Raw genomic sequence first — 23116 nt, forward strand, 5'->3', positions numbered from 1 at the left:
GTCCTTTCAGCCTTTTACGCCGCCCGCGGTGAGCCCCGCGAGGATGTGCCGCTGGAACGCCAGGAAGAGCGCCACCATCGGCAGGCTCGCCAGCACGAGGCCCGCGAGCAGGAGGTTGATCGGGGTGTCCGGAGCGAAGCGCTGAAGCGCGACGCTGAGCGTCTGCTTCGCCGGATCGGGGAACACGAGCAGCGGCCAGATGAAGTCCTTCCACGCCGCCACGACCGCGAAGATCGAGACGACGGCGAGGATGGGGCGTGAGATCGGCAGCACGATGCGGACGAGGGTCGTCCACGTGTTCGCGCCGTCGATCCTGGCCGCTTCGAGGAGCTCTTCCGGGATCTGGTCGAAGAAGCGCTTGAGCAGGTACACGTTCAGCGCGTTCGCCGCGGCCGGCAACCAGATGCCCGCAGGGTTGTTGAGCAGCCCGAGGTCGGTGAGCGTGAGGTAGACCGGGACCAGCACGGCGGTCGAGGGCAACATCAGCGTCGCCAGCATCAGGCCCATGACCGCGTTGCCGAAGAGCGGCCGGAGCTTGGACAGCGCGTAGGCCGCGGGGACGATCACGGCCATCTGCACCGCCCACGCGCCGATCGCGACGACGAACGTGTTGAGGAAGAACCGCCCCAGGTCCATGTAGTTCCAGGCGTCGACGTACGCGCCCGGTTCCCACGTCTGAGGCAGCAGCGTCGGCGGTTGCTGTGCCAGTTCCGCCGGCGGTTTGAACGCGCCGAGCAGCACCCAGACCAGCGGGAGCAGGAACGCCGCCGTGAACAGGACCAGCGTGCCGGCCAGGACGATCCAGTACACCGGGCCCGTTCCCCTGGTGAGAGTCCTCATGCGTCGGCCTTCTTCGTGATCTTGAGGTAGAGGAAGGAGAAGACGCCCAGCACCGCGAAGAGGATCAGGCTCAGCGCGCTCGCGGTGCCGAAGTCGTTGTAGTAGAAGGCGTAGCGGTACAGCAGGAGCAGCACGGTGACCGTGGACTCCTCCGGGCCGCCGCCGGTCATGATGAACGGCTCGGTGAAGACCTGCATGGTCGCGACGACCTGGAGCAGCAAGAGCATCAGGATCACGAACTTGGTCTGCGGGATCGTGACGTGCCAGACCTTCCTGACGATCCCGGCGCCGTCCAGGTCGGCGGCCTCGTACAGCTCACCGGGGATGGTCTGCAGCGCGGCCAGGTAGACCAGCGTCGCTGAGCCCATGTTCGCCCACGTGATCACCAGGACGAGGCTGATCATGCTGGTGTCCGCGGAGTCGAGCCACTGCGACGTCGGCAGGCCCAGTCCTCTGAGGACGGAGTTGAAGAGACCGGGACCCGGGTCGTAGAACCACTTCCACAGCAGGGCCGTCACGACCGGCGGCAACATCACCGGCAGGTAGACCAGCAGGCGGAAGTAGCCCTTGGCGTGCCGCAGTTCGTTGAGCACCACGGCGGTCAGGAACGGGACGCCGAAACCGAGCAGCAGTGCCAGGAGCGTGAAGTAAAAGGTGTTGCGCCACGCCACCCCGAACAGCGGGTCCGCGAAGAGCCGCTCGAAGTTCTCCCAGCCCCTCCAGTCGGGACTCGTGACGAAGTTGACCTGCTGGAAACTCAGGACCACCCCGCGCACGATCGGGTACCAGGAGAACACCGCGAAGACGACCAGCGCGGCACTCAGGAAGCCGTACGCGGTGACGTGGCGCCGCACCTACTTCACCTGCGCCAGGACGGCGTTGACCTTGGTCTCCGCATCCTTCAGCAGTGCCGAGTGGTCGGCGTCGGAGTTCGTCAGAGTCGCCTGCACCACGCTGTCGAGGATCGCGTAGACCTGCTGCGCCTGCGGCGGTTCGAGCGAGCCCTTGGTCTTCTCCGAACCGTCCACGTAGGCCTGGAAGTTCTTCACCGGCATGGTGGCGTACTTGGCCTTCAGGTCTTCCTGCTTCTTGCGCGGCTCACCGGTCCAGATGTCGGCGATCGGCGGGATCGGCAGGCCGACGGGCTGGCCGCGGTCCTTGTACTTCCGCAGGTTGCCCTCGAGCCGGTCCGGGTTCAGGTACTTCCACTGGATCCACTTCAGGCCGGCCTTGATCTTCTCCGGCGTGGCCTTCGGGTTGACCATGTAGCCCTCGCCGCCGAGCAGGGTGCCCTTCTGCTCCGGGATCGCGGCCAGGCCGTAGTCGTCGTACTTGCCCTTGAACTGGTTGACGATCGCGGCGACGTTGTCCGGTGCGGCCAGGTACATGCCGAGCTGCCCGGCGCCCATCATGTTCTGCACGTCACCGATCTCCAGGAGCTGCTTGTCGCCCATGGAGTTGTCGTCCCAGCGCATCTCCTTGAGCCTGCGCAGGACTTCCTTGCCCTTGTCGTTGTTGAAGTCGGCCTTGTAGGTGTCGCCGTCCTTGCGGGCGACGTCACCGCCGACGGACTTCATCCACGTGGTGAAGTGCCAGCCGCCCTGGTTGCTCTTGCTGTACTCGGCGAACCCGGTGACGCCGGCGTCCTTGAGCTTCTTGGCCGCGGCGCGGACCTCGTCCCACGTCTTCGGCGGCGAGTCGGGGTCCAGGCCCGCCTTGGTGAAGTTGGTGCGGCTGTAGAGCAGGCCCATCGTGTAGTTGGCGGTGGGCAGGCCGTAGACCTTGCCGTCGACCGTGAAGACGTCCTTGAGCTCCTGCTTCAGGTCGCCGTAGTGCGGGACGTCCTTGACGTAGTCCGTCAGGTCGGCGGCCTGCCTGCGGGCGATGAGCGCCGCGGGATCGGTGAAGTAGACGTAGAAGACGTCCTCCAGCTGGCCACCGGCGAGCTTGGCGCTGAACGTCTTCGGGTCCATGAACCCCTCGTGCGGCACGAGGTCGATGTCGGGGTTCGCTGTCTCGAACTCCGCGACGTCCTCGTCGAAGACCTTGCGGTCGAACGCCTGGGTCTGCGGCGGCTGACCGTTGATGTTGATCTGGACCTTGCCGCCGGGCTCAGTCGTGGAACCGCTCCCACAGCCGACGGAGCTTAGGGCCAGGACACCGCCAATCAGCACGGCAGCGGACTTCTTCATGGTGGGGCCGCCCTTCTCGCGAGCGCGTCGATGTGACGGCGACCATAAGGCGCCGTTACATCTGAACGCAATATCCAGACGAAAACTCGCAAGAAGACGACTGTGCTCGTTACCTCACCGGCGCACTGGACGCCCGCACCACCAACTCCGGCTCGAAGAGCAACTCGTCCGGCGCCACGGCGTTGCCGGAGATCTGGTTGGCCAGCAGCTCGACGGCCGCCCGCCCCATCGCCTCGATCGGCTGCCGAACCGTCGTCAGCGGCGGATCAGTGCAGGTCATGAACGCGGAATCGTCGTACCCGATGATCGACACGTCCTTGGGCACGTCCAGCCCGGCCCGGCGCACGGCCCTGATCGCACCAAGCGCCAGGGGGTCGCTGGCGCAGATGATCGCCGTGACCCGGCGCTGCACGAGCTTGGTGGCCGCCGCCTGCCCGCCTTCGAGACTGAACATCGCGTGCTCGACATCGGCCCCGCCGCACTTGTCGATCGCCTGCAGCTTGCGCTGACTGGGCACGTGGTCCGGCGGCCCGAGCACGGCCCCGATCCGCTTGTGCCCGAGCGACGTCAGATGCCCGTACGCCTGCTCGACCGCCACCGCGTCATCACACGACACCCGCGGGAACGCCAGATCGTCTATAGCGGCGTTGACCAGCACCGTTGGCAGTTTGCGGGACATCATCTGCTGGTAGTGGCCGTGACTCGCGTCCTTCTGCGCGTACAGCCCGCCGGCGAACACGATCCCGCTGACGTGCTGCTCCAGCAGGAGCTCCAAGTACTCCGCCTCGGTCACCCCGCCGGCCGTCCGCGTGCACAGAACAGGCGTGAACCCCCGTTGCGCGAGCGCGTTGCCGACCACGTCCGCGAACGCGGGGAAGATCGGGTTCTGCAACTCGGGCAGCACCAGCCCGACCAGCCGCGCGCGTTCACCCCTGAGCTGCGTCGGCCTCTCGTAACCCAGCACGTCAAGCGCGGTGAGGACGGCACTGCGCGTGGCGTCGGAGACACCCGGCTTGCCGTTCAGCACCCGGCTGACGGTGGCCTCGCTGACCCCGACCTTGGCCGCGACTTCGGCCAGCCTCCGTTGCGTCATGTCGCAAGTGTACGCAATTTCTTGCGCTCACTTGCAGTGCCATGCTCACCCTCTCGGCGGGCGAGGCAGACCGCGATGGACGCCGACCCGGTTCAGCCCCTCGCCTCTCGCCACAGCAAAGCCACCCCGTGCCCCGGCAGAAGCCACGACCGCACGTCCAGGTCCTCCAGCTCACCGGCCTCCAGCCAGCGCGCGGCCGCCGTCGCCGACCGGAAGGTGAAGGGCATGACCCGGAACTCGTGCCTGGGCGACTGCTCGACGGCCAGCCCGGTCGCGTCGAAGCTGATCGTGTCCACAAAGGACGGATAAGGCGACTGCCAGTAGCAGAAGCCGTCGTTGGTGCGCTGCAACGTGCGCGACCAGACGGTGAGCTCGCGGATCGCGCGCACCACGTGGTCGTCCGCGATGCGGCTGAGGTCGCACTCGAGGATCCGCAGGTCACTCATGTGGTCGACCGGGCTGAGCTTGCCCAGGGGACCTGTGGACTCGCGGAAGAACGTCAGGTAGTTGGCCCACTGGTCGAACCTGACCTCGACCGGAGGGATCTGACTGGGTTCGGCCGAGCGGCGCAGTCCTTCGTGGTCGAGGTAGTCGATGGCGATCTGGGTGGAGTGGCGCAGGTCGTCGACCGAGTCGAGGAACAGCGACGGGTCCGGGATGAAGTACAGCTCGAACAACGGGTGGCGACAGGCGGCGCTGATGCTGTCCCGCAGCGTCGCGTTCGAGGTGGCGAAGATGACGAAGCGTTCGGTGGGGACGTGGTTGCGGAACTGGTACCGCTGCGTCGTCATCAGGTGGTACGTCTTGGTGTCGATGCCCTGCAGTTCCAGCTTCACGGTGGTGCTGGTGCTGATCGTCAGGTCGTCGCCGCGCGGGCGCATGCCTTCACCGCCGAGCACACCCGCCACCACGTCGTCGTTCGCGTCGTTCGGGCCGTACACGGACGAGAGGAACGTGCGCAGCACCTCGGAAGGAAGCAGGTGTTCGACGATGCCGGGCCCGGAGATCCGGCCGAACTCCGCGACGAGGCGCTTGTGCAGGAACAGCTCGTAGGAGCCGATCAGGAAGCCGGCGAGCGCCGGCAACGGCCAGAACACGACCAACGCGTCGTGCAGCAGGCTTCGCGAAGTGGGTTGCCACAGCAGCACTGCCGCCAGGTCCGCGGCCGCGACGGCGATCAGCAGGATCGCGACGGCCAGCACTTGTTCGTGCTTGCGCGCCGTCGCCACCTGGTCGCCGCCCCCTCACTCCACCGGCCGTCCATACATGGTGGGAGTGAGGAGGGGTCAGCGCCAGCCCCTTTCGGTCACTGCCGTATCAGCGCGACTTGCCCCAGATCGGGTTGTCCGACACCCCGACGTACGTGCTGAGAGTCGCTTTGGGCTGCATGTCGTCCGTGGCCACGTCGTTGTACAGCCCGAGCAGATGGGTGGTCATCGCGCTCTTCGCGCCCACCTCGTCGTGACGGCGGAGGAACCAGATCACCTGCTCGTGCTCGTTCGCGGAACGGTTGTGCACCTCCCGCGACGGGTGCGCGTGGCGCTTGCAGTCCTGCAGGCCCGGCACGAGGACCTGGTACATCTGCTCCAGCAGTTCGTTGTGCGACGCGCGGATCAGCGCCGAGTGGAACTCCTCGTCCGACTCGATCACCTCCTGCGCGTCCTCGACCTGCGCTCGCTGGTAGCGGTGGTTCAGCTTGGCCAGCTCGTCCAGTTCGCCGTCGCCCGCGCGCACCGCGGCCAGCGACGCGGCGGTGGTCTCCAGCGCGATCCGGACTTCCAGCAGGTCGGTCTGGGAGAACTGCCTCGCGGCGAGTCTTCCCTCGATGTGCTCCTCGACGGCGGCGAGGTCCGTGCGGCGGACGTACCAGCCCAGCCCGCGGCGGACCTCGACGATGCCCTGGAGCTGCAGCCGTTGCAGTGCGGTGCGCAGCGAGGACCTCGCGACATCCAGTTTGCGTGCGAGTTCCGGCTCCGTGGGGAGGCGGTCGCCGGCTTTGAGGGTGCCGCCGATGATCTGCTCGCGGAGCTTTTGCTCGATGAGCTCCGGGAGGGGCCGTCGCGAATCGGGCGAGAGCGACCAGCTCTCGCCGAGATGAACGTCGTCGGCGGGCATTGGTCCAGCTTAGGCGTGTTGCCTCCCGGTTGCAACTTGTCTGGCAACCTGGCGACCGTTGACAGACAACCTACAACGCGAGACCCTTTTGTCAGGCGAGGCGCCCGGGACCGCCCACACCTGGGAGCACGTACTCGCCCAGTCGGGAGGGAACGAGATGTCCGCAGGGAGTGCACTCGGAATCGCCGCCGCCGTCGCAGTCGCCGTCACCGCGATCGGCTGGCGCACCGTGATCACGATGATCGCCGTCTCGGTCATCGCACTGGCCGTCGTCGGCTTCGTGAACGTCACCAGCATCATGTTCGGCTGATGAACAGAACCAGCCGGTGCCCGGTCAGCGTCCCCAGGCGCAGGCCGGGCACCGGTCGTTCGGGGGGATCCCGGTTTCGCGTGGGTGACGCAGGTCGCTATCTTCCCGCGACAGGGAGTCTCCGGTGGTCACGCGCCGGCTCCGCGCCGCCGGGTACGTGAACACGGGGTCTTCGATGTTGGGTTCTCCATCAGCACCTGCACTGCACGCGCGGCTCGCGCCCGCGGACGTGCTGGTCGACGAGCGACGTGCGCTCTACCGCCTCGCCGTCGCACTGTTCGCGCCCGGAACGGAGATGTCGGACAACCTCCTCGACCACCCGATCGTGCGCTACGAGCTCGGTCGTGCCCTGGCGGGGCATGGCGGCGTGGACCCGGACGCGCTGCGTGAGGTCGCCGCGATGGGCGTGCGGGACGCCGGCATCGCGGTGGCGTCCGATCCGGCGGCAGCGGAGCGGCTCGAAGCGCCGTTGCGCATCATCGCCCCGCCCGGTCAGGCGCCGCGACCGCTGACCGAGGCGGACGGGGAGAGGTTCGAGACGGCGATCAAGATCGTCGCCGAAGGTGTCGAGCTGTTCCGGCGACTCGCCCCCGCGATGGCCGCCGACCTGCTGGCCCACGTGTCGATGCTCGCGGTGCTCAAGGCGGAGACGTCGGGGGGAGTGGTCTCCGCTTCGTCGCGGTACGTGCCCGGAATCGTGCTGATCGACGAGCCGGCGGGCCCGATGGAGGTGGCTGAGGCGCTCGTGCACGAGGGCGCGCACGAGAAGTTCTTCGACTTCGCCATCACGCGGGAGTTCCTCGACGCGCACGCCGAAGACGCGGAGTACTTCGAGAACTCCTGGTCTCACGCCCGATGGCCTCTGGAGCAGACCTTCGCGGCGTGGCACGCCTACACCTGTCTGAGCCAGTTCTTCCTGTCGTCCGAATCGGAACAACTCGGCCCGCACTCCTTGCTGCCCAAGGCGCGGGAGCGGGCCGACGAGATCGGTGACTGGTTGCTGGCGCACGAGCACGACCTGCTGCCGGACGCGCGATGGTTGCTGCACGCCCTCGCGGGTCGAGTGGCCGGTGCGGCCGAAGGGGTGTCCACTGCGGACACGTCCCTGCTGGCCACCGGCATCAGCGAGGACGGGAACTTCCGAGTGCTGCCGGACGTGGCCTACCGGCTCGCGAAGAGCGGTCGCGCCGTGGTGGGTCGCGTGGGGGAACGGCCGGAGATCTTCTGGCTCGACCCCGACGCCGGCTGGGTGCTGAACGAGTGCCGCCGGGCGCCGGCACCGTTCGGGACGTTGCTCGGGAACGCCGCCGGACGCTGGCGGACCGGCGTGCCCGAGGCGCGGCGGCGCCTGGCGGCCGCTCTGGGGTCGTTGCACGTGTTCTCGATCATCGAAGCGAGTGAGTGACTCAGATCGTCCGAGAAGGAACCATGACCACCTCGAACCGGGTTGTCCGTCAGCAGCAGTCCCCTCCGGCCGGGGGAGTGCGGCTGCCTCCTGGCGCGGGCGTGCCGGAGAGGCGGTCCGTGGTGCCGATCGAGTGGTTCCGGCGCATGCCGAACGGCGGCACGGTCCACCTCCGCCCGCCCCGATGATCTTGTTGGTGGCGTCGGCAACGGCCGCAGGTATTTCCGCGTCGAATGAGGAATGTGTTCATTTCTTCTATTTCTGACCGAGCGGGTCGCGCCTGGGATGGCCGCCGGGAGCAGTTGTTCCGCCGCACGGCCCATCGTGGTGCTGCCCGTTGTGCTGCGCGCACGGGCTGAACGGCAGCACTCACACTTTCGTGTCCTAAGCGGCGAATGTGCAGGTGAGGCCCCTTGCGGGGCGTTGTAGACTTCCGCATCCGGTCCACCCGGTGTGCCACAAACCCCTACGTGTTCGACGCCGTCACCAGTCGTTTTCCGGCGTGCGCCGTCACGATAGGCGATGAATACCGTGCGAGGTCACACTCAGGCGAACCGGGTATCACAAGCTCGACATCGTGTCGTAACGAGTCGTGGTTGAGGGCATCCCGGGTATCCGGAGTTCTCGCGCGCAGGCCCCGACCCCATTCGTCGAGAAGGAACCATGACCACCCCGAACCAGCCTCTCGGTCGGCCCCAGATCCCCCTTGGTGCCGGCGTTCCCGTTCCCCACCTCCCCACTGGTGCGGGTCCGGTGCTCGGCCAGCCCGTCACTCCCGTTGACTGGTTCCGGCGCATGCCGAACGGTGGCACGGTGTTCCTCAAGCCCGCCGAGGTGGCGCAGAACGACTGAGAGTCGTCCCGCGCCTGTGTGCTTCCAAGGGGGTCTGCCGCAGGGCAGGCCCCTTTGGCGTTCGGTCGTTTGGGATGCGACCTCACGGACGTGTAACAACTCGGCCACAAGGGTGCAGTTGATCGTCATCTAGGCCGTTCGGAGGACGTCGATCGTCTTAGATCGCCGAATCCACCAACCTCCACGGAGTAACCCGATGCGCCTGCCCCTGAGAAGATCCGGCCTGCTCGGCGCCACCGCCGTGGCCGCCGTGGCCACGCTCGCCCTGGTGACCACCGCGTTCGCGCAGCCCGACAAGCCGGCTCCAGTGTCTGGTGACGATCGCGCGGTCGCGTACGAGGACAACGTCGACATCGAGCACAGGGACGCCTGCACCGTCGGTGGGCTGACCGGCACCCCGATCGCGCCCGGCGAGTTCACCTTCACCGGCGGTGTCGGCAAGCAGGACCTGGACATCACCGCCGGCCCCGCGGGCGTGACGGTCACCGGTGTCGTGGTGAAGGGCGCGGAGGCGTACAACGTCTACCTCGCCGCCAAGCTCGGTGCGCTGCCGTGGAACGACCTGCGGTCGCCGGACAAGAACGGCAAGGCCCCGGACATCAGCCACTGGTACGCCTGTGGCATCAAGGACACGACCACGACGACGATCTCGACCACGGCCACGACGACTTCCACGTCGACGGTCACGCAGTCGTCGTCCCCGAGCTCGACCACGAGCGCCACGACGACGACCACCACCTCCGGTGAGGTCGCGCCGACCACGACCACGACGGTCGCGCCCGTGCCCGTCGCCGACGAGGACGACCTGGCGTCGACCGGATTCGGGTCCGCCTGGCTGCTCGGCCTCGGTGCCGCGCTCGTCGCCGGCGGTGCCGCTGTGCTGCTCGTGATGCGCAGGCGTCGCGCCTAAGACCACTTCGTGAGGAAGCCGCCCCGCGCCCGTAGATCACTACGGCGCCTGGGGCGGCTTTTTCGTTTGGGGTTGCACCTCACGGAGCAATAACAACTCGGCCACAGGGTGCACTGTTGATCGTCACCTAACCCGTTCGGGGGACGTCGATCGTCTTAGATCGCGGCATCCGCCGACCCCACGGAGTGACCCGATGCGTTTGACGCCCCTGAGACGTTCCGGCCTGCTCGCCTCGGCCGCTCTGGCCGCTGCGGCCTCGCTCGTGCTGGCGACCAGTGCGTTCGCCGACGAGGTGACCACGGACGACCCGCGCGCGCAGCCGTTCTCCCGGTTCATCGACGTCAACCACCCTGAGGCCTGCACCGTGGGCGGGCTCAGCGGGAACGTGGTCCTGCCCGGGAAGTTCGTCTACACCGGCGGCGACAACCAGCAGCACCTGAACATCACCGGGTTGCCCGAGGACGTGGAGGTCACGGGCATGCTTGTGAAGGCCGGGGACGTCTTCAACGTCTACCTGGCCGACAAGCTCGACGCGCTGCCGTGGAACGAACTGCGCGCTCCGGTCGTCGACGGCGGAAACCTTCCGGAGATCGGTCAGTGGTTCGGATGCGGTGTCGCTGTCGAACAGTCGCCCACCAGCACCACGACCACCACGACCGCGACGACCACCACGTCCGAGTCGACCGTGACTCACTCCTCGACGCCGACCTCCGCTTCGAGCTCCGAGCCGGCCACGTCGTCTTCCTCCGCCGAGGTCGCGCCCACGACGACGACGACCACCGTCGCACCTGTACCGGTCGCCGAGGTGAACGACCTCGCCGCCACCGGGTTCGGGTCCGCGTGGATGCTCGGCCTCGGTGCCGCGCTCGTGGCCGCTGGTGCCGCGATGGTGCTCGTGATGCGCAGGCGTCGCGTCTAAGACCACTGCATGAGCACGCTCCAGAGCGTGCCGAACATGCGTCGTGTCTCCGCGTGGAACTCCACGTCTGAAGGAGCCGCCCCGCCGCCGTAGATCTCCACGGTGCGTTGGGCGGCTTCCTCTTTGTCTGCGGAACACGCCAAGTCCCAGGCGAGCGGGCCGTGCCAGGTGTCCTCGAAGTCGTTCCAGACCGGACCTGACGGCGTCATCAGCAGGTTGCCGGGGTGCGAGTCGCCGTGCAGCGGCTGGACGTCGTTGTGGTGCGCGGGCCAGGCGGCGAGCAGGTCGTCGCGCCACTCCCGGAACCTGGCCAGGTCCGGTACGCCCAGGCCGTCCAGGTAGGTCAGGACGTTGTCCACGTCGTCCAGCGGGCCGCGCGTGGGCAGTGCGCCCTCGTAGAGCCTCAGTTCGGCGTGCAGGTCCGGCAGGAGCTTGAGGACGTCCTGCCTGGGCAGCCTCGCCGCGGGGTCGTGCGGGACGTACGTGCTGAACGAGAGCACGAAGCCATCGGACACGTGAGGCCCGGCGGGAAGCTCCGCAGAGGGCGTCACGACCGGCACGCCGCGTGAGGCCAGGAAGGCCGACACCGCCAGGTCGCGGGCGAAGTGGTCCGAGACCGAAGGCCGCACCAGGGCCGTGCGCGCGGCGATCCGGGCCACGACCGGGGCCGGGCGCAGGTGCACGAGGACGTTGCTGCCCTGCTTGAGCACGACGGGGTCGGAACAGACCACGCCGTGCGAAGCCGCGAGAGACACGGCGGCTGTTAGAGCGCTCACGGCCAGAAGGCTGGCATCAGCCCTGGGGGAGGAGCGACTCCATTTCCGCGATCTCCTTCTGCTGGTGGCTCACGACCTCCTGGGCGAGCTTGCGCGTCTCCGGGTCGGTGCCGGCCCCCAGGTGCTTCTGCGCCATCTCCACGGCGCCCCTGTGGTGCTGGATCATCAGCGACAGCCACTGGCGGTCGAACTCGGTGCCGTCCAGGTCCGCGAGGTTGCCCAGCTCGACCATGCCGTGGTTCTCCGCGTCGCCGTGCGAGGTGTGCGACGACGCCTGCACCGGCGCGTTCCACGCGCGAAGCCAGCCGTTCATGCGGTCGATCTCGGGCTTCTGGGCGTCCGCGATGCGCTTGGCCAGGTCGATCAGCCGGGGGTTCTCCGTGCGGGACGCGACGAGCCCGGACATCTCCAGCGCCTGCTCGTGGTGCGGCACCATTCCCTGGGCGAACGAGACGTCCGCGGAGTTGTGCGTGGCCGGAGAGCCACAGGCGGCCAGCAACAGGACAGAAGCGACAGCGAGCAATCGGAGCACGGCGGCAGGATACGTGTGACGTGCGCTACGCCGCTGGCCACCGGCCATGGCCCACCCGAATGGAGCTGATCGGCTCCGTCTAATATCCGGGGAGTTTCCCGAACTACTGGTCCCACCAAGGCCTGGAGGTACCGTGACGGCCGTAGCCCCGCAGCCGATCGCAACGCGTCCTTACCCGACGCGCACTGCGGTCAAGGGGTCCTTCCTGCTGCGGATGTTCCGCACCACGGACCACAAGCAAATCGGCATCATGTACCTGGTCACCTCGTTCGCCTTCTTCATGGTCGGCGGCGCGATGGCCATGCTGATGCGGACCGAGCTGGCCCGTCCGGGCATGCAGTTCCTGAGCCAGGAGCAGTTCAACCAGCTCTTCACGATGCACGGCACCGTGATGCTGCTGCTCTACGCGACGCCGATCGTCTTCGGCTTCGCGAACTTCGTGCTCCCGCTGCAGATCGGCTCGCCCGACGTGGCGTTCCCGCGGCTCAACGCCTTCTCGTACTGGCTGTACCTCTTCGGTGGCCTGATCGTGATGGCGGGCTTCGTCACCCCCGGTGGCGCGGCTGACTTCGGCTGGTTCGCGTACACGCCGCTGTCGAGCGCCATCCACTCGCCCGGTGCGGGTGCCGACCTCTGGATCTCCGGCCTGGTGGTCGGTGGTCTCGGCACCATCCTCGGCGCGGTGAACATGATCACCACCGTGGTCTGCCTGCGCGCGCCCGGCATGACGATGTTCCGGATGCCGATCTTCACCTGGAACATCCTGGTGACGTCGGTGCTGGTGCTGCTCGCGTTCCCGATCCTCACCGCCGCGCTGCTCGGCCTGCTGGCCGACCGCCACCTCGGTGCCCACGTGTTCGACCCCGCCAACGGCGGCGTGATCCTGTGGCAGCACCTCTTCTGGTTCTTCGGGCACCCGGAGGTCTACATCGTCGCCTTGCCGTTCTTCGGCATCGTGTCGGAGATCTTCCCGGTGTTCAGCCGCAAGCCGATCTTCGGTTACAACGGCCTGGTCTACGCGACGCTCGGCATCGCGGCCCTGTCCGTCGCCGTGTGGGCGCACCACATGTACGCGACCGGCGCCGTGCTGCTGCCGTTCTTCGCCTTCATGACGTTCCTCATCGCGGTCCCGACCGGTGTGAAGTTCTTCAACTGGATCGGCACGATGTGGAAGGGGCAGCTGACGTTCGAGACGCCCATGCTGTTCAGCATCGGCTTCATCGTCACGTTCCTCTTCGGTGGTCTGTCCGGCATCCTGCTGGCCGCGCCCGCGATCGACTTCCACGTGTCCGACACGTACTTCGTCGTCGCGCACTTCCACTACGTGCTCTACGGCACGATCGTGTTCGCGACCTTCGCGGGTATCTACTTCTGGTTCCCGAAGATCACCGGCCGCTTCATGGACGAGCCGCTCGGCAAGCTGCACTTCTGGACGACGTTCCTCGGCTTCCACGCGACGTTCCTCGTCCAGCACTGGCTGGGCAACGAGGGCATGCCGCGCCGGTACGCCGACTACCTCGCGTCCGACGGCTTCACGACGCTGAACATGATCTCGACGATCGGCGCCTACATCCTGGGCGCGTCGACGCTGCCGTTCATCTGGAACGTCTTCCGGAGCTACCGCTTCGGTGAGGTCGTCACGGCGGACGACCCGTGGGGCTACGGCAACTCGCTCGAGTGGGCCACCTCGTCCCCGCCGCCGCGGCACAACTTCACCGAGCTGCCCCGGATCCGTTCGGAGCGCCCGGCGTTCGAGCTGCACTACCCGCACATGATCGAGCGGATCCGGAACGAGGGTCACGTGACCTTCACCGGCAAGACGATCCAGCACAAGGACGCGCCGCCCGCGCTGTCCGAGATGGCGGCGTCCGCGATGAAGTCGGGTACGGCCTCCGAGAAGGACGACGACGACCACAAGTAACTCCAAGTCTTTCGTCCGGCCACCCGCGAAGCGAGTCGGCCGGACGAAAGACTTGGACCGGTCTTGTTGTTGAAAACAGTAGGCTCGGTAACAGGTTCAACGACGAGCCCCGGCTGCTTCCACGCGGTCGGGGCTCTTCGCGTCTACGAGGAGACGACGACGTGAAAACGCCCGTGCTCATCACCGTGACCGGACCCGACAAGCCTGGCGTCTCCTCGGTGCTCTTCGCCGTGCTGACCAGGCACGGCGTCGAGGTGCTCGACGTGGAACAGGTCGTGATCAGGGGCCGGCTGGTGCTCGGCGCGCTGGTCTCGACCGACCACGACCCCGAGGGCCTGCAGGAGTCGGTCGAGCAGGCCATGGCCACCGTCTCCATGCACGTGGAGATCGAGATCGGCGCGGACTCGAAGCGCACCGCCCGCCTGGAGTCCTCGCACGTGCTGATCGTGCTGGGCCGCCCGGTCACCGCGAAGGCGTTCACCGAGGTCGCGCGCCGGCTGGCGTCGCTCGGCGTGAACATCGACGCGATCCGCGGTGTCGCCGACTACCCCGTTACGGGTCTTGAGCTGCGCGTTTCGGTCGCGGATGACACGATGGAGAACGACGCGGCGCTGCGCTCGGCACTCGCCGACGTGTCGGTCCGGGTGGGCCTCGACGTCGCGGTCGAACGCGCCGGGCTGACCCGCAGGGCCAAGCGCCTGGTGGTGTTCGACGTCGACTCCACGCTCATCCAGGGCGAGGTGATCGAGATGCTGGCCGCGCACGTCGGGTGCGAGGAGCAGGTGCGCGAGATCACCGAGGCCGCGATGCGCGGCGAGCTCGACTTCGCGGAGTCGCTGCGCCGCCGGGTGGCGTTGCTGGAGGGCCTCGACGAGAAGGTGCTGGCGGAGGTCGGGTCCTCGTTGGAGCTCACGGCCGGCGCGCGCACGACGATCCGGACGCTGAAGCGCCTCGGCTTCTACTGCGGCGTGGTGTCCGGCGGGTTCACGTCGGTGATCACGGGTCTCGCGGACGAGCTGCAGCTGGACTTCTGCGCGGCGAACACGCTGGAGGTCGTGGACGGCAAGCTGACCGGGCAGGTCGTCGGGGAGATCGTCGACCGGCCGGGCAAGGCCGTGGCGCTGCGCCGGTTCGCCGAGGAGGTCGGTGTGTCGCTGGCGCAGTGCGTGGCGGTCGGTGACGGCGCGAACGACATCGACATGCTGAACGCGGCGGGCCTCGGCATCGCCTTCAACGCCAAGCCCGCGCTGCGCGAGGTGGCCGACACGGCGCTGTCGCACCCGTTCCTGGACGCGGTGCTGTTCATCCTCGGCGTGACGCGGGCCGAGGTGGAAGCAGCGGACGCCGCGGACGGCCTGGAGCTGACCCGGCTGTGATGATCCTCGACCTCATCGCCTCCCGGAACTACGCCGAGGAGTCGGAAGTCCGCGCGATGCCGATGGTGTTGCGCATCGAACGCGTCGACCCGCCGTCCCGGACGGCGCTGCTGGAGGCCGCGGCCGCTTCGGCGGTCGCGGTGTGCCTCGACCCGCGTGCCGACGTCGACGGCGAGTGGCACGAGGCGGTGCGGGCGTGGGTGGCCGGCCGGATCCGCAAGGTGTCGCGGCGAGCCCGTGGCGTGCAGTGGGAGGCCGTGCAGGAGCTGCCGGGGGTGACCGTGACGGTCGACGGCGCGTCAGTCCGTTCGCTGCTGCCCGTGCTGGTGTCCGAGACGCCGCGGGAGGTCGCCAAGCTGCAGATCTCCGGCTCCGACCTGCCCGTCGACGAGCCCGGACCCGTGCCCGAGGGTGCGCGGCTGCTGTACGTGAACCCGCGCGTCGAGATGTCCGCAGGCAAGCTCGCGGCCCAGGTCGGCCACGCGTCGATGCTGCTGGCGCCGCACCTCTCGGCGGTCGAGCTGAAGGCGTGGGCGGACCTGGACTACCGGTGTGCCGTGCGGACGCCGTCCGTGGCGGAGTGGGACTCGCTGATCCACCGCGGCGACGTCGTGGCGGTGCGGGACGCGGGTTTCACGGAGGTCGAGCCGGGCACCACGACGGTGCTCGCCGTTTAGAAGCGCGCGAAACGGGTAAATCCGCCTCTCGTGGGCTTCCTCGACGTTCTTGACGCCCGGCTCGGAGACGGGCTGGAGAACTTGCTGTGCTCCCATCACACGCGAAGACTGCGGAGACTGGGATGGGGCGATGTGCTCGAAGGCGACGGCGCGGGATGGTTCACCCCGCGCCGTCCTGTGCAGCGCGGCAACAACATCGAGGTCCTGGTCGACGGGGCCAACGCGTTCCCGGTCATCGCGAAGGCGATCGAGGGTGCGCAGAAGTACATCCACATCGCGAACTGGCACGCGTCACCCGACTTCCAGCTGACCCGGGAACCGGGTGCGCCGCAGTTGCGCGAACTGCTGTCGGCGGCAGCGGAACGGGTGCCGGTGCGCGTCCTGCTGTGGGCGGGCCCGCCCGTGCCGTTCTTCGAACCGACGCGGAAGCGGGCCGCCGCGGCGCAGAAGGCCTTCCTGGAATGCGGGGCCATCCGCTGCGAGCTCGACGCGCGCGAACGCACCCTGCACTGCCACCACGAGAAAATCGTGATCGTCGACGACGTGGCGTTCGTCGGCGGCCTCGACATGACGGCGGTGGAGGGCGACCGCCACGACTCGCCGGACCACCCGCCGCGCGACCTTGGCTGGCACGACCACATCGCGAAGCTGGAGGGCCCGGTCGTCGCGGAGGTGGCCGCGCACTTCGCCGCGCGCTGGCTGGAGATCGCGGGGGAGACCCTGCCCTCTCCGGAGGTGCCGCCGGAGGCCGGGTCGTCGTCGGTGCAGCTCGTCCGCACGATTCCGGAGAAGACCTACGACTTCTCGCCGCACGGCGACTTCAGCCTGCTCGACTCGTACCTGCGGGCGCTGCGGGCGGCGGAGTCGTTCGTGTACGTGGAGAACCAGTTCCTGTGGTCGCCGGAGATCACCGAGGTGCTGCTGGAGAAGCTGAAGAACCCGCCGTCACCGGACTTCCGGCTGGTGCTGTTGTTGCCGCAGAAGCCGAGCAACGGCGCCGACACCACCCGTGGCCAGCTCGGCCGGATGCTCGACGCCGACACCGGCAACCAGGTTCTCGCCGCAACCCTTGTCTCGCACGGGGATGCGCCGGTCTACGTGCACGCCAAGCTGTGCATTGTGGACGACAAGTGGATGTCCGTCGGCTCGGCGAACCTGAACGAGCACTCGTTGTTCAACGACACCGAGGTCAACGTGGTGACCGACGACGCCGCGGTCGTGCGGGCGACTCGGCTGAAGCTGTGGGCGGAGCACCTGGACGGCCTGGAGGGTGACGTGTCCGGTCCTGTGCACCAGGTGGTGGACACGATGTGGCGCCCGGGCCTGGAACGTCCGGCGCGGGTGACGTCGCTGCCCGGTGTGTCCCGCCGTGCCGGAAGATTGCAAGGACCGTTACGCGGATTGCTGGTCGACGGCTGATCTCCGGGTCTAGTTTGGCGACGTGGCCAACGAGGTGACGATCCCGCTGCTCCCGTGCGCCTCCATCGACGAGGTGGCCGAGTTCTACGTGATGCTCGGGTTCACGGTCACGTACCGGCAGCGCCGTCCGAACGCGTACCTGTCGGTGCGGCGGGACGAGATCAACCTCCACTTCTTCGGCATCCCCGGCTACCAGGCCGAGCAGTCGTACAGCTCGTGCCTGATCCAGGTCGAGGACCCGCGTGAGCTGCACGACGCGTTCGCGGCCGGGATGCGCGCCGTGTACGGGCAGGTGTTGATCACGGGCATTCCGCGGATGACGCGGCCCCGGCGGGACGGGTTCCTGTTCGTCGACCCCGGCGGCAACTGGATCCGGGTCGTGCCCGCGGTGCGCGAGCGGGAGAACGGGCGGAACGGGCTGTCGCGGGCGTTGAACAGCGCGGTGACGCTGGCCGGGTCGCACGCGGCGGAGCGGCGGGCGTTGAAGATCATCGAAGACGCGCTGGCGCGGGAGGTGCACGCTTCGGAGGAGGAGCGGGCCTCCGCGCTGGAGTTCCGCGAAGAGCTGCTCGAACGGCTTGATCTGCGCAGGTAGTGGAATTTCGTTCGCTTGAGCAAATAGCTCCGTGTCGTTTCGGCGCGGCCGGGCTTAGCTTCGGGCGGTGGCAAACGAACTGACGATTCCGCTCCTGCCCTGTGTCGACATCGACGAGATGTCGGCTTTCTACGAGATGCTCGGCTTCTCCATCACCTACCGGCAGACGCGCCCGAACCCGTACGTCTGCATGCGGCTTGAAGACATCAACCTGCACTTCTACGGGTTGGACGGGCACGTTCCGGAGCAGTCGCACAGCACGTGCGCGGTCATCGTCGAGGACACCGGGCCGTTGTACGAGGCGTTCGCGGCGGGAATGCGCGCTGTGCACGGGAAGGTGCTCATCTCCGGCATTCCGCGGATGACCCGGCCGCGGCTGCGCAACGACCGCTACACCGGGTTCGCCGTCGTCGATCCGGGGGGCAACTGGATCCGGATCAGCAAGGCCGTGCAGGAACCGGAGGCGAGCACCAAGCTCGCGAAAGCCATGGAGAACGCGGCACGGTTGGCGGACGCGAAGGGGGACGAGCGGCAGGGGTTGAAGATCCTCGAAGGCGCGCTCGCCCGGACCGACGGTTCCGAACCGGAACTGGCGGAGGCCCAGGCCTACCGCGACGAGCTCGTCGAGCGGATCAACGGGTCTGAGCCTCGTCCAGGCGCTTGAGGGCGCCGCGCACCACTTCCGGGTCGTAGGTCGTCCAGAACGGGGGGAGTGAGGCCCTGATGAAGCCGCCGTAGCGAGCGGTCGCGATGCGCGGATCGAGGACGGCCACCACGCCCTTGTCCGACATCGAGCGCAGCAACCTGCCGGCGCCCTGGGCCATCAGCAGGGCGGCGTGCGTGGCGGCGACGGTCAGGAAGCCGTTGCCGCCGCGTGAGCTCACCGCCTTCTGGCGGGCGGAGGCCAGCGGGTCGTCCGGGCGCGGGAACGGGATGCGGTCCATGATCACGAGCTGGAGGCTGGGCCCCGGCACGTCGACGCCCTGCCACAACGACAAGGTGCCGAACAGGCACGTGCGCTCGTCCTCGGAAAACTTCTTGACCAGCAGGCCCGTCGCGTCGTCGCCCTGGCACAGGATGGGGTACTCGATCTTGTCCCGCAGTGCCTCGGTGGCGGCCTTGGCCGCCCGCATCGAGGAGAACAGGCCGAGCGCGCGGCCACCCGCCGCGTTCACCAGGCCCTCGATCTCGTCGAGGTACTCCGGCGGCAGACCGTCACGGCCCGGCACCGGCAGATGCCTTGCCACGTAGAGGATTCCGCTGGTGCCGTGCTGGAACGGCGAGCCCACGTCGAGGCCGCTCCACTTGGGACCGTCAATGTCCTTCTCGGTCGCCGCGCCCTCGATCTTGCGGACCTTCTCCGACGGCGGCAGGCCCCACTGGCGCGCCATCGTGTCGAAGGCGCCGCCCAAAGTCAGCGTCGCGGACGTCAGAACGGTGGTGCGCTTGGCGAACAACCGCTCCCGCAGCAACCCGCCGACCCCGAGCGGTGCCACCCGCAGCGAGGGCGCCTTCTGGTTGAAGTCCCCCGAGACCCACACGACGTCGCGTTCCTCGTCGAACGCCTCCAGCACCCGCACCGCGCAGTCGTGGACCTCTTCCAGCAACGCCAGCGCGAGCTTGCGCGCCGTCGCCCCGTCCGGGTCCTCCTTGCGCTCCGACCCCATGGCCGACATGCAGTTGTGCGCCGCGTCGCGCGTCGCCGCCAGCGCACCCGCGAGAGCCCTCGGCAGCGCGTCCAGCCGCCCCGGCGGCATGTCCTCGAGGATCATCGCGAGCCCGTCGCTAGCCTCGGCCAGCCGGTCCGCGATGTCCTGGTCGATGAGCCGCCCGCACCGCCGCGCGGCCATGCCCACGGACGCCCCGCTGAGCTCCTCCGTGGCCACCGACGTGATGCGGTCGACCAGGTCGTGCGCCTCGTCGATCACCACCACGTCGTGGTCGGGCAGGACCTGGTAGCCCTCCAGCGCGTCGATGGCGAGCATCGCGTGGTTCGTGACCACCACGTCCGCCTTGCCCGCCTCGGCCCGCGCCCGCTCCGCGAAGCAGTCGGACCCGATCGGGCACTTCGACACCCCGAGGCACTCCCGGGCCGTGACGCTGACCTGCCGCCACGCCTGCTCGCTGACACCGGGCACGAGCTCGTCGCGATCCCCGGTCTCGGTGTCCGACGACCACTCGTGCAGCCGCTTCACCTCGCGCCCGAGCTTCGACACCGCGAACGGGTCGAACAGCGCGTCCTCCTCCGGCTCGTCCGGCGCACCGTTGTGCACGCGGTGCATGCACAGGTAGTTCCTGCGGCCCTTGAGGATCGCGAACGTGGGCTCACGCCCCAGGTCCTTCTTGAGCGCCTTGGAGAGCCGCGGCAGATCCCGGTCCACCAGCTGCCGCTGCAACGCGATCGTGGCCGTCGAGACCACCACCGTCTCGTCCTCGGCCACCGCGTGCCGGATCGCCGGCACCAGGTACGCCAGCGACTTGCCGGTACCCGTGCCCGCCTGCACCGCGAGGTGCTCGCCCGTGCGGATCGAGTGGTCGACGGCCTCGGCCATCTCCACCTGACCAGGACGCTCCGCGCCACCCACGGCGTGGACGGCGGTTTCGAGCAGGCTCAGGGTGGGGGGAACTTCAGGCACGGGACAGACCGTACCCGGAGGGTCCGACAGTCCCGCTCAGGAGTTGCTGACCGGTCCACGCCACCGGAAGAGGGAGAGGTGGTAGCCGCTGCCGGTCAGGCTGCTGACCAAGTCGGTCCCGCCCGGGCCGGCGAAGCGGACCTCACGCACGTCCTCACTGGAGAGGTGCGCGCGCTCGACGGGAAAGGCCGCCCCCTCCCGATCGATGCGGCCGACCAGCTGGCCGGCCAGGTACTCGGTCAGGCTGTTGTGCACTCCGACGCCTGCGCCGCCGAGCGGCTTGCCGAGCCGCTCCGCGAGACCGGGGTGTGCGCGTTCCAGCTTGATCGCGAGCTGGTATGCGCTCAGGTAGAGCGGGCTGGCCTGCCGCAGTGCGTCGCTCACCTTGTCGAGAAGACCGTGCTCGTCCCACTTGGTCATGCCGGGCCTGTCGGCCGCGAAGTCCGCCCCGTTACCCGCTCAGTCGCCGCCACCGCCGCCGCACCCACCACCGCAGCTGCTGCCGCCGTCACCACCGCCGCTGCTGCACGAACTCGACGAACACCCACCGCCGCAGCTGCTGCTGCCCGTCGAGTCCCGTCCGGGCAGCGTCCCGACCACGAGCGCGCTGAGCCCGAACATGCCGGCGATCGCGAGCCCGCCGATCCGCCCGCGCAGCCCGTGCACGGCGACCGCGCCGACCGGGTCGTGCGCGTTCACCCGGCGCTGCGCCCGTTTCATCAGGACGTAGCCGGCCCTGGTGCGCAGCCGGCCCGGGTCGCGCACGGCCAGCACCGAACCGAGGACGAACACCGCTGCCGCGGCCGCGAAGAAGTACCAGAACGGGAACTCCGGCAGCTGCGGCACGAACTCGCGCTGGAGTTCCGGAGCCACGGCGTTGAGCACCCCGGCGACCATGAGCAGAGGTGCCAGCATGAACAGCCACGGGTAGAGGCGGGGGCGCAGGGAGCGGCGGCGGCGCAGGAGCCTGCGGTTGATCAGGTGGGCGCGCAGGCCTGCCGCCTCGGCCGAGCTGAACGCGCCGTGGATGACGTCGTTCAGGTGGCGGCCGTGGCGCAGGCTGCTCAGGATCTGCGCTTCCAGCGTGGTGGCCGGGCCTGTGCCGGGCACGTGGACGGCGCTCAGCACGCCCTCGCGCGAGACCCTGACCAGGCCGGCCTGGATCAGCCGGGCCAGAGCCACCTCGGCCGCGCGGGCCGGGCCGCCGGCCAGGCAGCCCAGCTCTTCGGGGGTATGCGTGGTCACGCGGATTTCTCGGCCGCGGACCTCACGTCGTTACGTCGGCCATGATCCGGTCGAACAGTTCGAGGGAGGCCGCGGCGTGCGCGACCGTCAGCGGCACGTCCGCGCCCCGCCGGGACGCCACGAGGTCCAGGATCGGCAGGTCCGGCCAGCGGGCGGCGGCCAGTTCGCCGGCGCGCGACTTGCTGACGATCTCACCGGTCCGGATCGTGTGCCACAGCCGGGCCGGGCCGAGGCCCACCCACAGCAGCGAGTCGCGCGGAATCGCCGCTCCGGGGTCCAAGGACGGCAGCACCTCGCGGAGGCGGTCGAAGTCCAGCTTCCAGTAGCTGACGAGGTTGTCGCGGCAGTAGGCCTCGACGTCTGCGGCAGTGCCCGGACAGGTGGGTCGTGTGCCGCGCACGGTCTGTCCGACGGTCCGCAGTTGTTGCCACAGCACGGGAGTGATCTCACCGGCCAGCGGCGTCACGTCGAACACCGGCTTCTCCAGCGCACCGGCCGGCACGACCGCGACGTCGGCTCCCTCGAAGGCGGGCACGTCAGCGGGCGCCGAAAGCTCGATCACGATGTCCAGGTCGGAGTCGTGCACGACGTCGCCGAGCACACGTGACCCGTAAACATGCGCGCCTGCCACGAGACCGGGCAGGCGCGCATCCAAGAACGTGAGGTACTCCCCAGGTGTCACCACCCGGTCCAAGCTACCGGCGGCGGACGAGTGCCCAGGCTCCCGGCAGCACGCCGGCGGCGAGCGCGATCTTCAGCGCGTCACCGATCAGGAACGGCAGCACGCCCACGGCCAGGGCCTTGCCGAACGACATCCCGGTCATCGCCATCAGCCACGGGACGCCGATCGAGTAGATCGCCAGGTTGCCCAGCGCCATCGTCCCCAGCGTCCGCAACGGCGTGCGGTCGCCACCGCGGCCGGCCAGGTAGCCCACGAGGGCACCGGCGAACACGAAGCCGACGACGTAGCCGAGCGAGACCGGCACACCGGACGAACCGCCCTGGAACCACGGCACGCCCGCGACTCCGGCGATCAGGTACAGCAGCATCGAGGTCGCTCCGCGCTGCCAGCCGAGCGAGGCGCCGACGAGCAGGGCGGCGAACGTCTGGCCCGTCAGCGGAACCGGGCTGCCGGGAATCGGCAGCGCCACCTGAGCGGCCAGGCCGGTGAACGCGGCACCGGCGACGACGAGCGCGAGGTCACGGGCCACGGCGCCCGGCACGAAGTCGGCGAGCACGGTGCGACGAGGCGCGAGTGCGAGAGTCACGGTTCCCTCCCAGGCGGAATCGAGTGAACCGAGGT

General features: G+C 68.6%; 25 protein-coding genes. 12 read left to right on the top strand and 13 right to left on the bottom strand.

Features of this window, described 5'->3' with window-relative positions; genetic code table 11:
• Nucleotides 1-6: 6 nt before the first annotated feature.
• From AB0M48_RS15965 to AB0M48_RS15990, 6 genes are all read right to left on the bottom strand, one after another.
• Nucleotides 7-840, bottom strand: coding sequence for a carbohydrate ABC transporter permease (locus AB0M48_RS15965; RefSeq protein WP_363841708.1), 834 nt, complete (start codon nucleotides 838-840; stop codon nucleotides 7-9).
• The gene (locus tag AB0M48_RS15970; protein WP_363841711.1) at nucleotides 837-1694 is read right to left on the bottom strand and encodes a sugar ABC transporter permease; all 858 of its coding nucleotides are present in this window, start codon (nucleotides 1692-1694) and stop codon (nucleotides 837-839) included. The genes AB0M48_RS15965 and AB0M48_RS15970 overlap by 4 nt, the downstream gene beginning before the upstream one ends.
• Complete coding sequence (locus AB0M48_RS15975) at nucleotides 1695-3032, bottom strand: extracellular solute-binding protein (protein WP_363841714.1); 1338 nt, start codon at nucleotides 3030-3032, stop codon at nucleotides 1695-1697.
• A gap of 109 nt (nucleotides 3033-3141) precedes the next feature.
• On the bottom strand, nucleotides 3142-4125 hold the full coding sequence (locus tag AB0M48_RS15980) for a substrate-binding domain-containing protein (protein WP_363841717.1): 984 nt from the start codon (nucleotides 4123-4125) through the stop codon (nucleotides 3142-3144).
• A gap of 92 nt (nucleotides 4126-4217) precedes the next feature.
• On the bottom strand, nucleotides 4218-5354 hold the full coding sequence (locus AB0M48_RS15985) for a hypothetical protein (protein WP_363841720.1): 1137 nt from the start codon (nucleotides 5352-5354) through the stop codon (nucleotides 4218-4220).
• Between the two features lie 88 nt (nucleotides 5355-5442).
• Complete coding sequence (locus tag AB0M48_RS15990) at nucleotides 5443-6240, bottom strand: FCD domain-containing protein (RefSeq protein WP_363841723.1); 798 nt, start codon at nucleotides 6238-6240, stop codon at nucleotides 5443-5445.
• Nucleotides 6241-6397: 157 nt separating this feature from the next.
• On the opposite strand from AB0M48_RS15990, the gene AB0M48_RS15995 reads away from it, so the two are divergent.
• From AB0M48_RS15995 to AB0M48_RS16020, 6 genes are all read left to right on the top strand, one after another.
• A complete protein-coding gene (locus AB0M48_RS15995) occupies nucleotides 6398-6550 on the top strand; it encodes a hypothetical protein (protein ID WP_169746011.1) in 153 nt (50 codons plus the stop codon).
• 124 nt (nucleotides 6551-6674) lie between these two features.
• Nucleotides 6675-7955, top strand: a complete 1281-nt coding sequence (locus tag AB0M48_RS16000; RefSeq protein ID WP_363841727.1) for an HEXXH motif-containing putative peptide modification protein — start codon at nucleotides 6675-6677, stop codon at nucleotides 7953-7955.
• Between the two features lie 23 nt (nucleotides 7956-7978).
• Entirely contained in the window at nucleotides 7979-8143 is a 165-nt protein-coding gene (locus AB0M48_RS16005; RefSeq protein ID WP_363841729.1) for a hypothetical protein, read from the top strand.
• A gap of 475 nt (nucleotides 8144-8618) precedes the next feature.
• The gene (locus tag AB0M48_RS16010; RefSeq protein ID WP_319986443.1) at nucleotides 8619-8807 is read left to right on the top strand and encodes a hypothetical protein; all 189 of its coding nucleotides are present in this window, start codon (nucleotides 8619-8621) and stop codon (nucleotides 8805-8807) included.
• Nucleotides 8808-9003: 196 nt separating this feature from the next.
• Nucleotides 9004-9717, top strand: a complete 714-nt coding sequence (locus AB0M48_RS16015) for an LPXTG cell wall anchor domain-containing protein (RefSeq protein ID WP_363841732.1) — start codon at nucleotides 9004-9006, stop codon at nucleotides 9715-9717.
• Nucleotides 9718-9910: 193 nt separating this feature from the next.
• Entirely contained in the window at nucleotides 9911-10636 is a 726-nt protein-coding gene (locus tag AB0M48_RS16020; protein ID WP_363841735.1) for an LPXTG cell wall anchor domain-containing protein, read from the top strand.
• On the opposite strand, the gene AB0M48_RS16025 is transcribed toward AB0M48_RS16020, so the two are convergent.
• A complete protein-coding gene (locus tag AB0M48_RS16025; protein WP_363841738.1) occupies nucleotides 10633-11412 on the bottom strand; it encodes an aminoglycoside phosphotransferase family protein in 780 nt (259 codons plus the stop codon). The genes AB0M48_RS16020 and AB0M48_RS16025 overlap by 4 nt on opposite strands.
• Nucleotides 11413-11428: 16 nt before the next feature.
• Nucleotides 11429-11944 (bottom strand): DUF305 domain-containing protein, encoded by a 516-nt coding sequence (locus AB0M48_RS16030; RefSeq protein ID WP_363841741.1) that lies wholly within the window; start codon nucleotides 11942-11944, stop codon nucleotides 11429-11431.
• A 133-nt stretch (nucleotides 11945-12077) separates the two neighbouring features.
• On the opposite strand from AB0M48_RS16030, the gene ctaD reads away from it, so the two are divergent.
• The 6 genes from ctaD (at nucleotide 12078) to AB0M48_RS16060 (ending at nucleotide 18596) form a co-directional block, all read left to right on the top strand.
• A complete protein-coding gene (gene ctaD, locus AB0M48_RS16035; RefSeq protein WP_363841744.1) occupies nucleotides 12078-13865 on the top strand; it encodes a cytochrome c oxidase subunit I in 1788 nt (595 codons plus the stop codon).
• A gap of 161 nt (nucleotides 13866-14026) precedes the next feature.
• Nucleotides 14027-15241, top strand: a complete 1215-nt coding sequence (serB, locus tag AB0M48_RS16040; protein ID WP_363841747.1) for a phosphoserine phosphatase SerB — start codon at nucleotides 14027-14029, stop codon at nucleotides 15239-15241.
• Nucleotides 15241-15918 carry a peptidyl-tRNA hydrolase gene (locus AB0M48_RS16045; protein ID WP_363841750.1) on the top strand — a complete coding sequence of 226 codons (678 nt, stop codon included), beginning with the start codon at nucleotides 15241-15243 and terminating at the stop codon, nucleotides 15916-15918. Before serB ends, AB0M48_RS16045 begins: the two co-directional genes overlap by 1 nt.
• 132 nt (nucleotides 15919-16050) lie before the next feature.
• Nucleotides 16051-17337 (top strand): phospholipase D family protein, encoded by a 1287-nt coding sequence (locus AB0M48_RS16050; protein ID WP_363841753.1) that lies wholly within the window; start codon nucleotides 16051-16053, stop codon nucleotides 17335-17337.
• A gap of 22 nt (nucleotides 17338-17359) precedes the next feature.
• On the top strand, nucleotides 17360-17932 hold the full coding sequence (locus AB0M48_RS16055; RefSeq protein WP_363841756.1) for a hypothetical protein: 573 nt from the start codon (nucleotides 17360-17362) through the stop codon (nucleotides 17930-17932).
• A 67-nt stretch (nucleotides 17933-17999) separates the two neighbouring features.
• Entirely contained in the window at nucleotides 18000-18596 is a 597-nt protein-coding gene (locus AB0M48_RS16060; RefSeq protein WP_363841759.1) for a hypothetical protein, read from the top strand.
• Here the strand turns inward: AB0M48_RS16060 and AB0M48_RS16065 are convergent.
• The 5 genes from AB0M48_RS16065 to AB0M48_RS16085 all read right to left on the bottom strand — a co-directional run bounded on the left by AB0M48_RS16065 (nucleotide 18565) and on the right by AB0M48_RS16085 (nucleotide 23081).
• Entirely contained in the window at nucleotides 18565-20484 is a 1920-nt protein-coding gene (locus AB0M48_RS16065; protein ID WP_363842697.1) for an ATP-dependent DNA helicase, read from the bottom strand. The genes AB0M48_RS16060 and AB0M48_RS16065 overlap by 32 nt on opposite strands.
• 120 nt (nucleotides 20485-20604) lie before the next feature.
• Nucleotides 20605-20988: a hypothetical protein gene (locus AB0M48_RS16070; RefSeq protein WP_363841762.1), complete on the bottom strand. Its 384-nt coding sequence runs from the start codon at nucleotides 20986-20988 to the stop codon at nucleotides 20605-20607.
• Between the two features lie 39 nt (nucleotides 20989-21027).
• Nucleotides 21028-21813, bottom strand: coding sequence for a TIGR04222 domain-containing membrane protein (locus AB0M48_RS16075; RefSeq protein WP_363841765.1), 786 nt, complete (start codon nucleotides 21811-21813; stop codon nucleotides 21028-21030).
• Between the two features lie 22 nt (nucleotides 21814-21835).
• Entirely contained in the window at nucleotides 21836-22498 is a 663-nt protein-coding gene (locus tag AB0M48_RS16080; protein WP_363841769.1) for a nucleotidyltransferase domain-containing protein, read from the bottom strand.
• A 10-nt stretch (nucleotides 22499-22508) separates the two neighbouring features.
• Entirely contained in the window at nucleotides 22509-23081 is a 573-nt protein-coding gene (locus AB0M48_RS16085; protein ID WP_363841772.1) for a biotin transporter BioY, read from the bottom strand.
• Nucleotides 23082-23116 lie beyond the last annotated feature (35 nt).

This window comes from Lentzea sp. NPDC051208 (assembly GCF_040682435.1).
Taxonomy (GTDB): domain Bacteria; phylum Actinomycetota; class Actinomycetes; order Mycobacteriales; family Pseudonocardiaceae; genus Lentzea; species Lentzea kristufekii.

Bases quoted from the DNA above. Each gene is read 5' to 3' on its own strand.
- AB0M48_RS15965 (WP_363841708.1), bottom strand. From the start codon at position 840: ATGAGGACTCTCACCAGGGGAACGGGCCCGGTGTACTGGATCGTCCTG.
- AB0M48_RS15975 (WP_363841714.1), bottom strand. From the start codon at position 3,032: ATGAAGAAGTCCGCTGCCGTGCTGATTGGCGGTGTCCTGGCCCTAAGC.
- AB0M48_RS15980 (WP_363841717.1), bottom strand. From the start codon at position 4,125: ATGACGCAACGGAGGCTGGCCGAAGTCGCGGCCAAGGTCGGGGTCAGC.
- AB0M48_RS15990 (WP_363841723.1), bottom strand. From the start codon at position 6,240: ATGCCCGCCGACGACGTTCATCTCGGCGAGAGCTGGTCGCTCTCGCCC.
- AB0M48_RS15995 (WP_169746011.1), top strand. From the start codon at position 6,398: ATGTCCGCAGGGAGTGCACTCGGAATCGCCGCCGCCGTCGCAGTCGCC.
- AB0M48_RS16005 (WP_363841729.1), top strand. From the start codon at position 7,979: ATGACCACCTCGAACCGGGTTGTCCGTCAGCAGCAGTCCCCTCCGGCC.
- AB0M48_RS16010 (WP_319986443.1), top strand. From the start codon at position 8,619: ATGACCACCCCGAACCAGCCTCTCGGTCGGCCCCAGATCCCCCTTGGT.
- AB0M48_RS16015 (WP_363841732.1), top strand. From the start codon at position 9,004: ATGCGCCTGCCCCTGAGAAGATCCGGCCTGCTCGGCGCCACCGCCGTG.
- AB0M48_RS16020 (WP_363841735.1), top strand. From the start codon at position 9,911: ATGCGTTTGACGCCCCTGAGACGTTCCGGCCTGCTCGCCTCGGCCGCT.
- AB0M48_RS16045 (WP_363841750.1), top strand. From the start codon at position 15,241: ATGATCCTCGACCTCATCGCCTCCCGGAACTACGCCGAGGAGTCGGAA.
- AB0M48_RS16065 (WP_363842697.1), bottom strand. From the start codon at position 20,484: ATGGCCGAGGCCGTCGACCACTCGATCCGCACGGGCGAGCACCTCGCG.
- AB0M48_RS16070 (WP_363841762.1), bottom strand. From the start codon at position 20,988: ATGACCAAGTGGGACGAGCACGGTCTTCTCGACAAGGTGAGCGACGCA.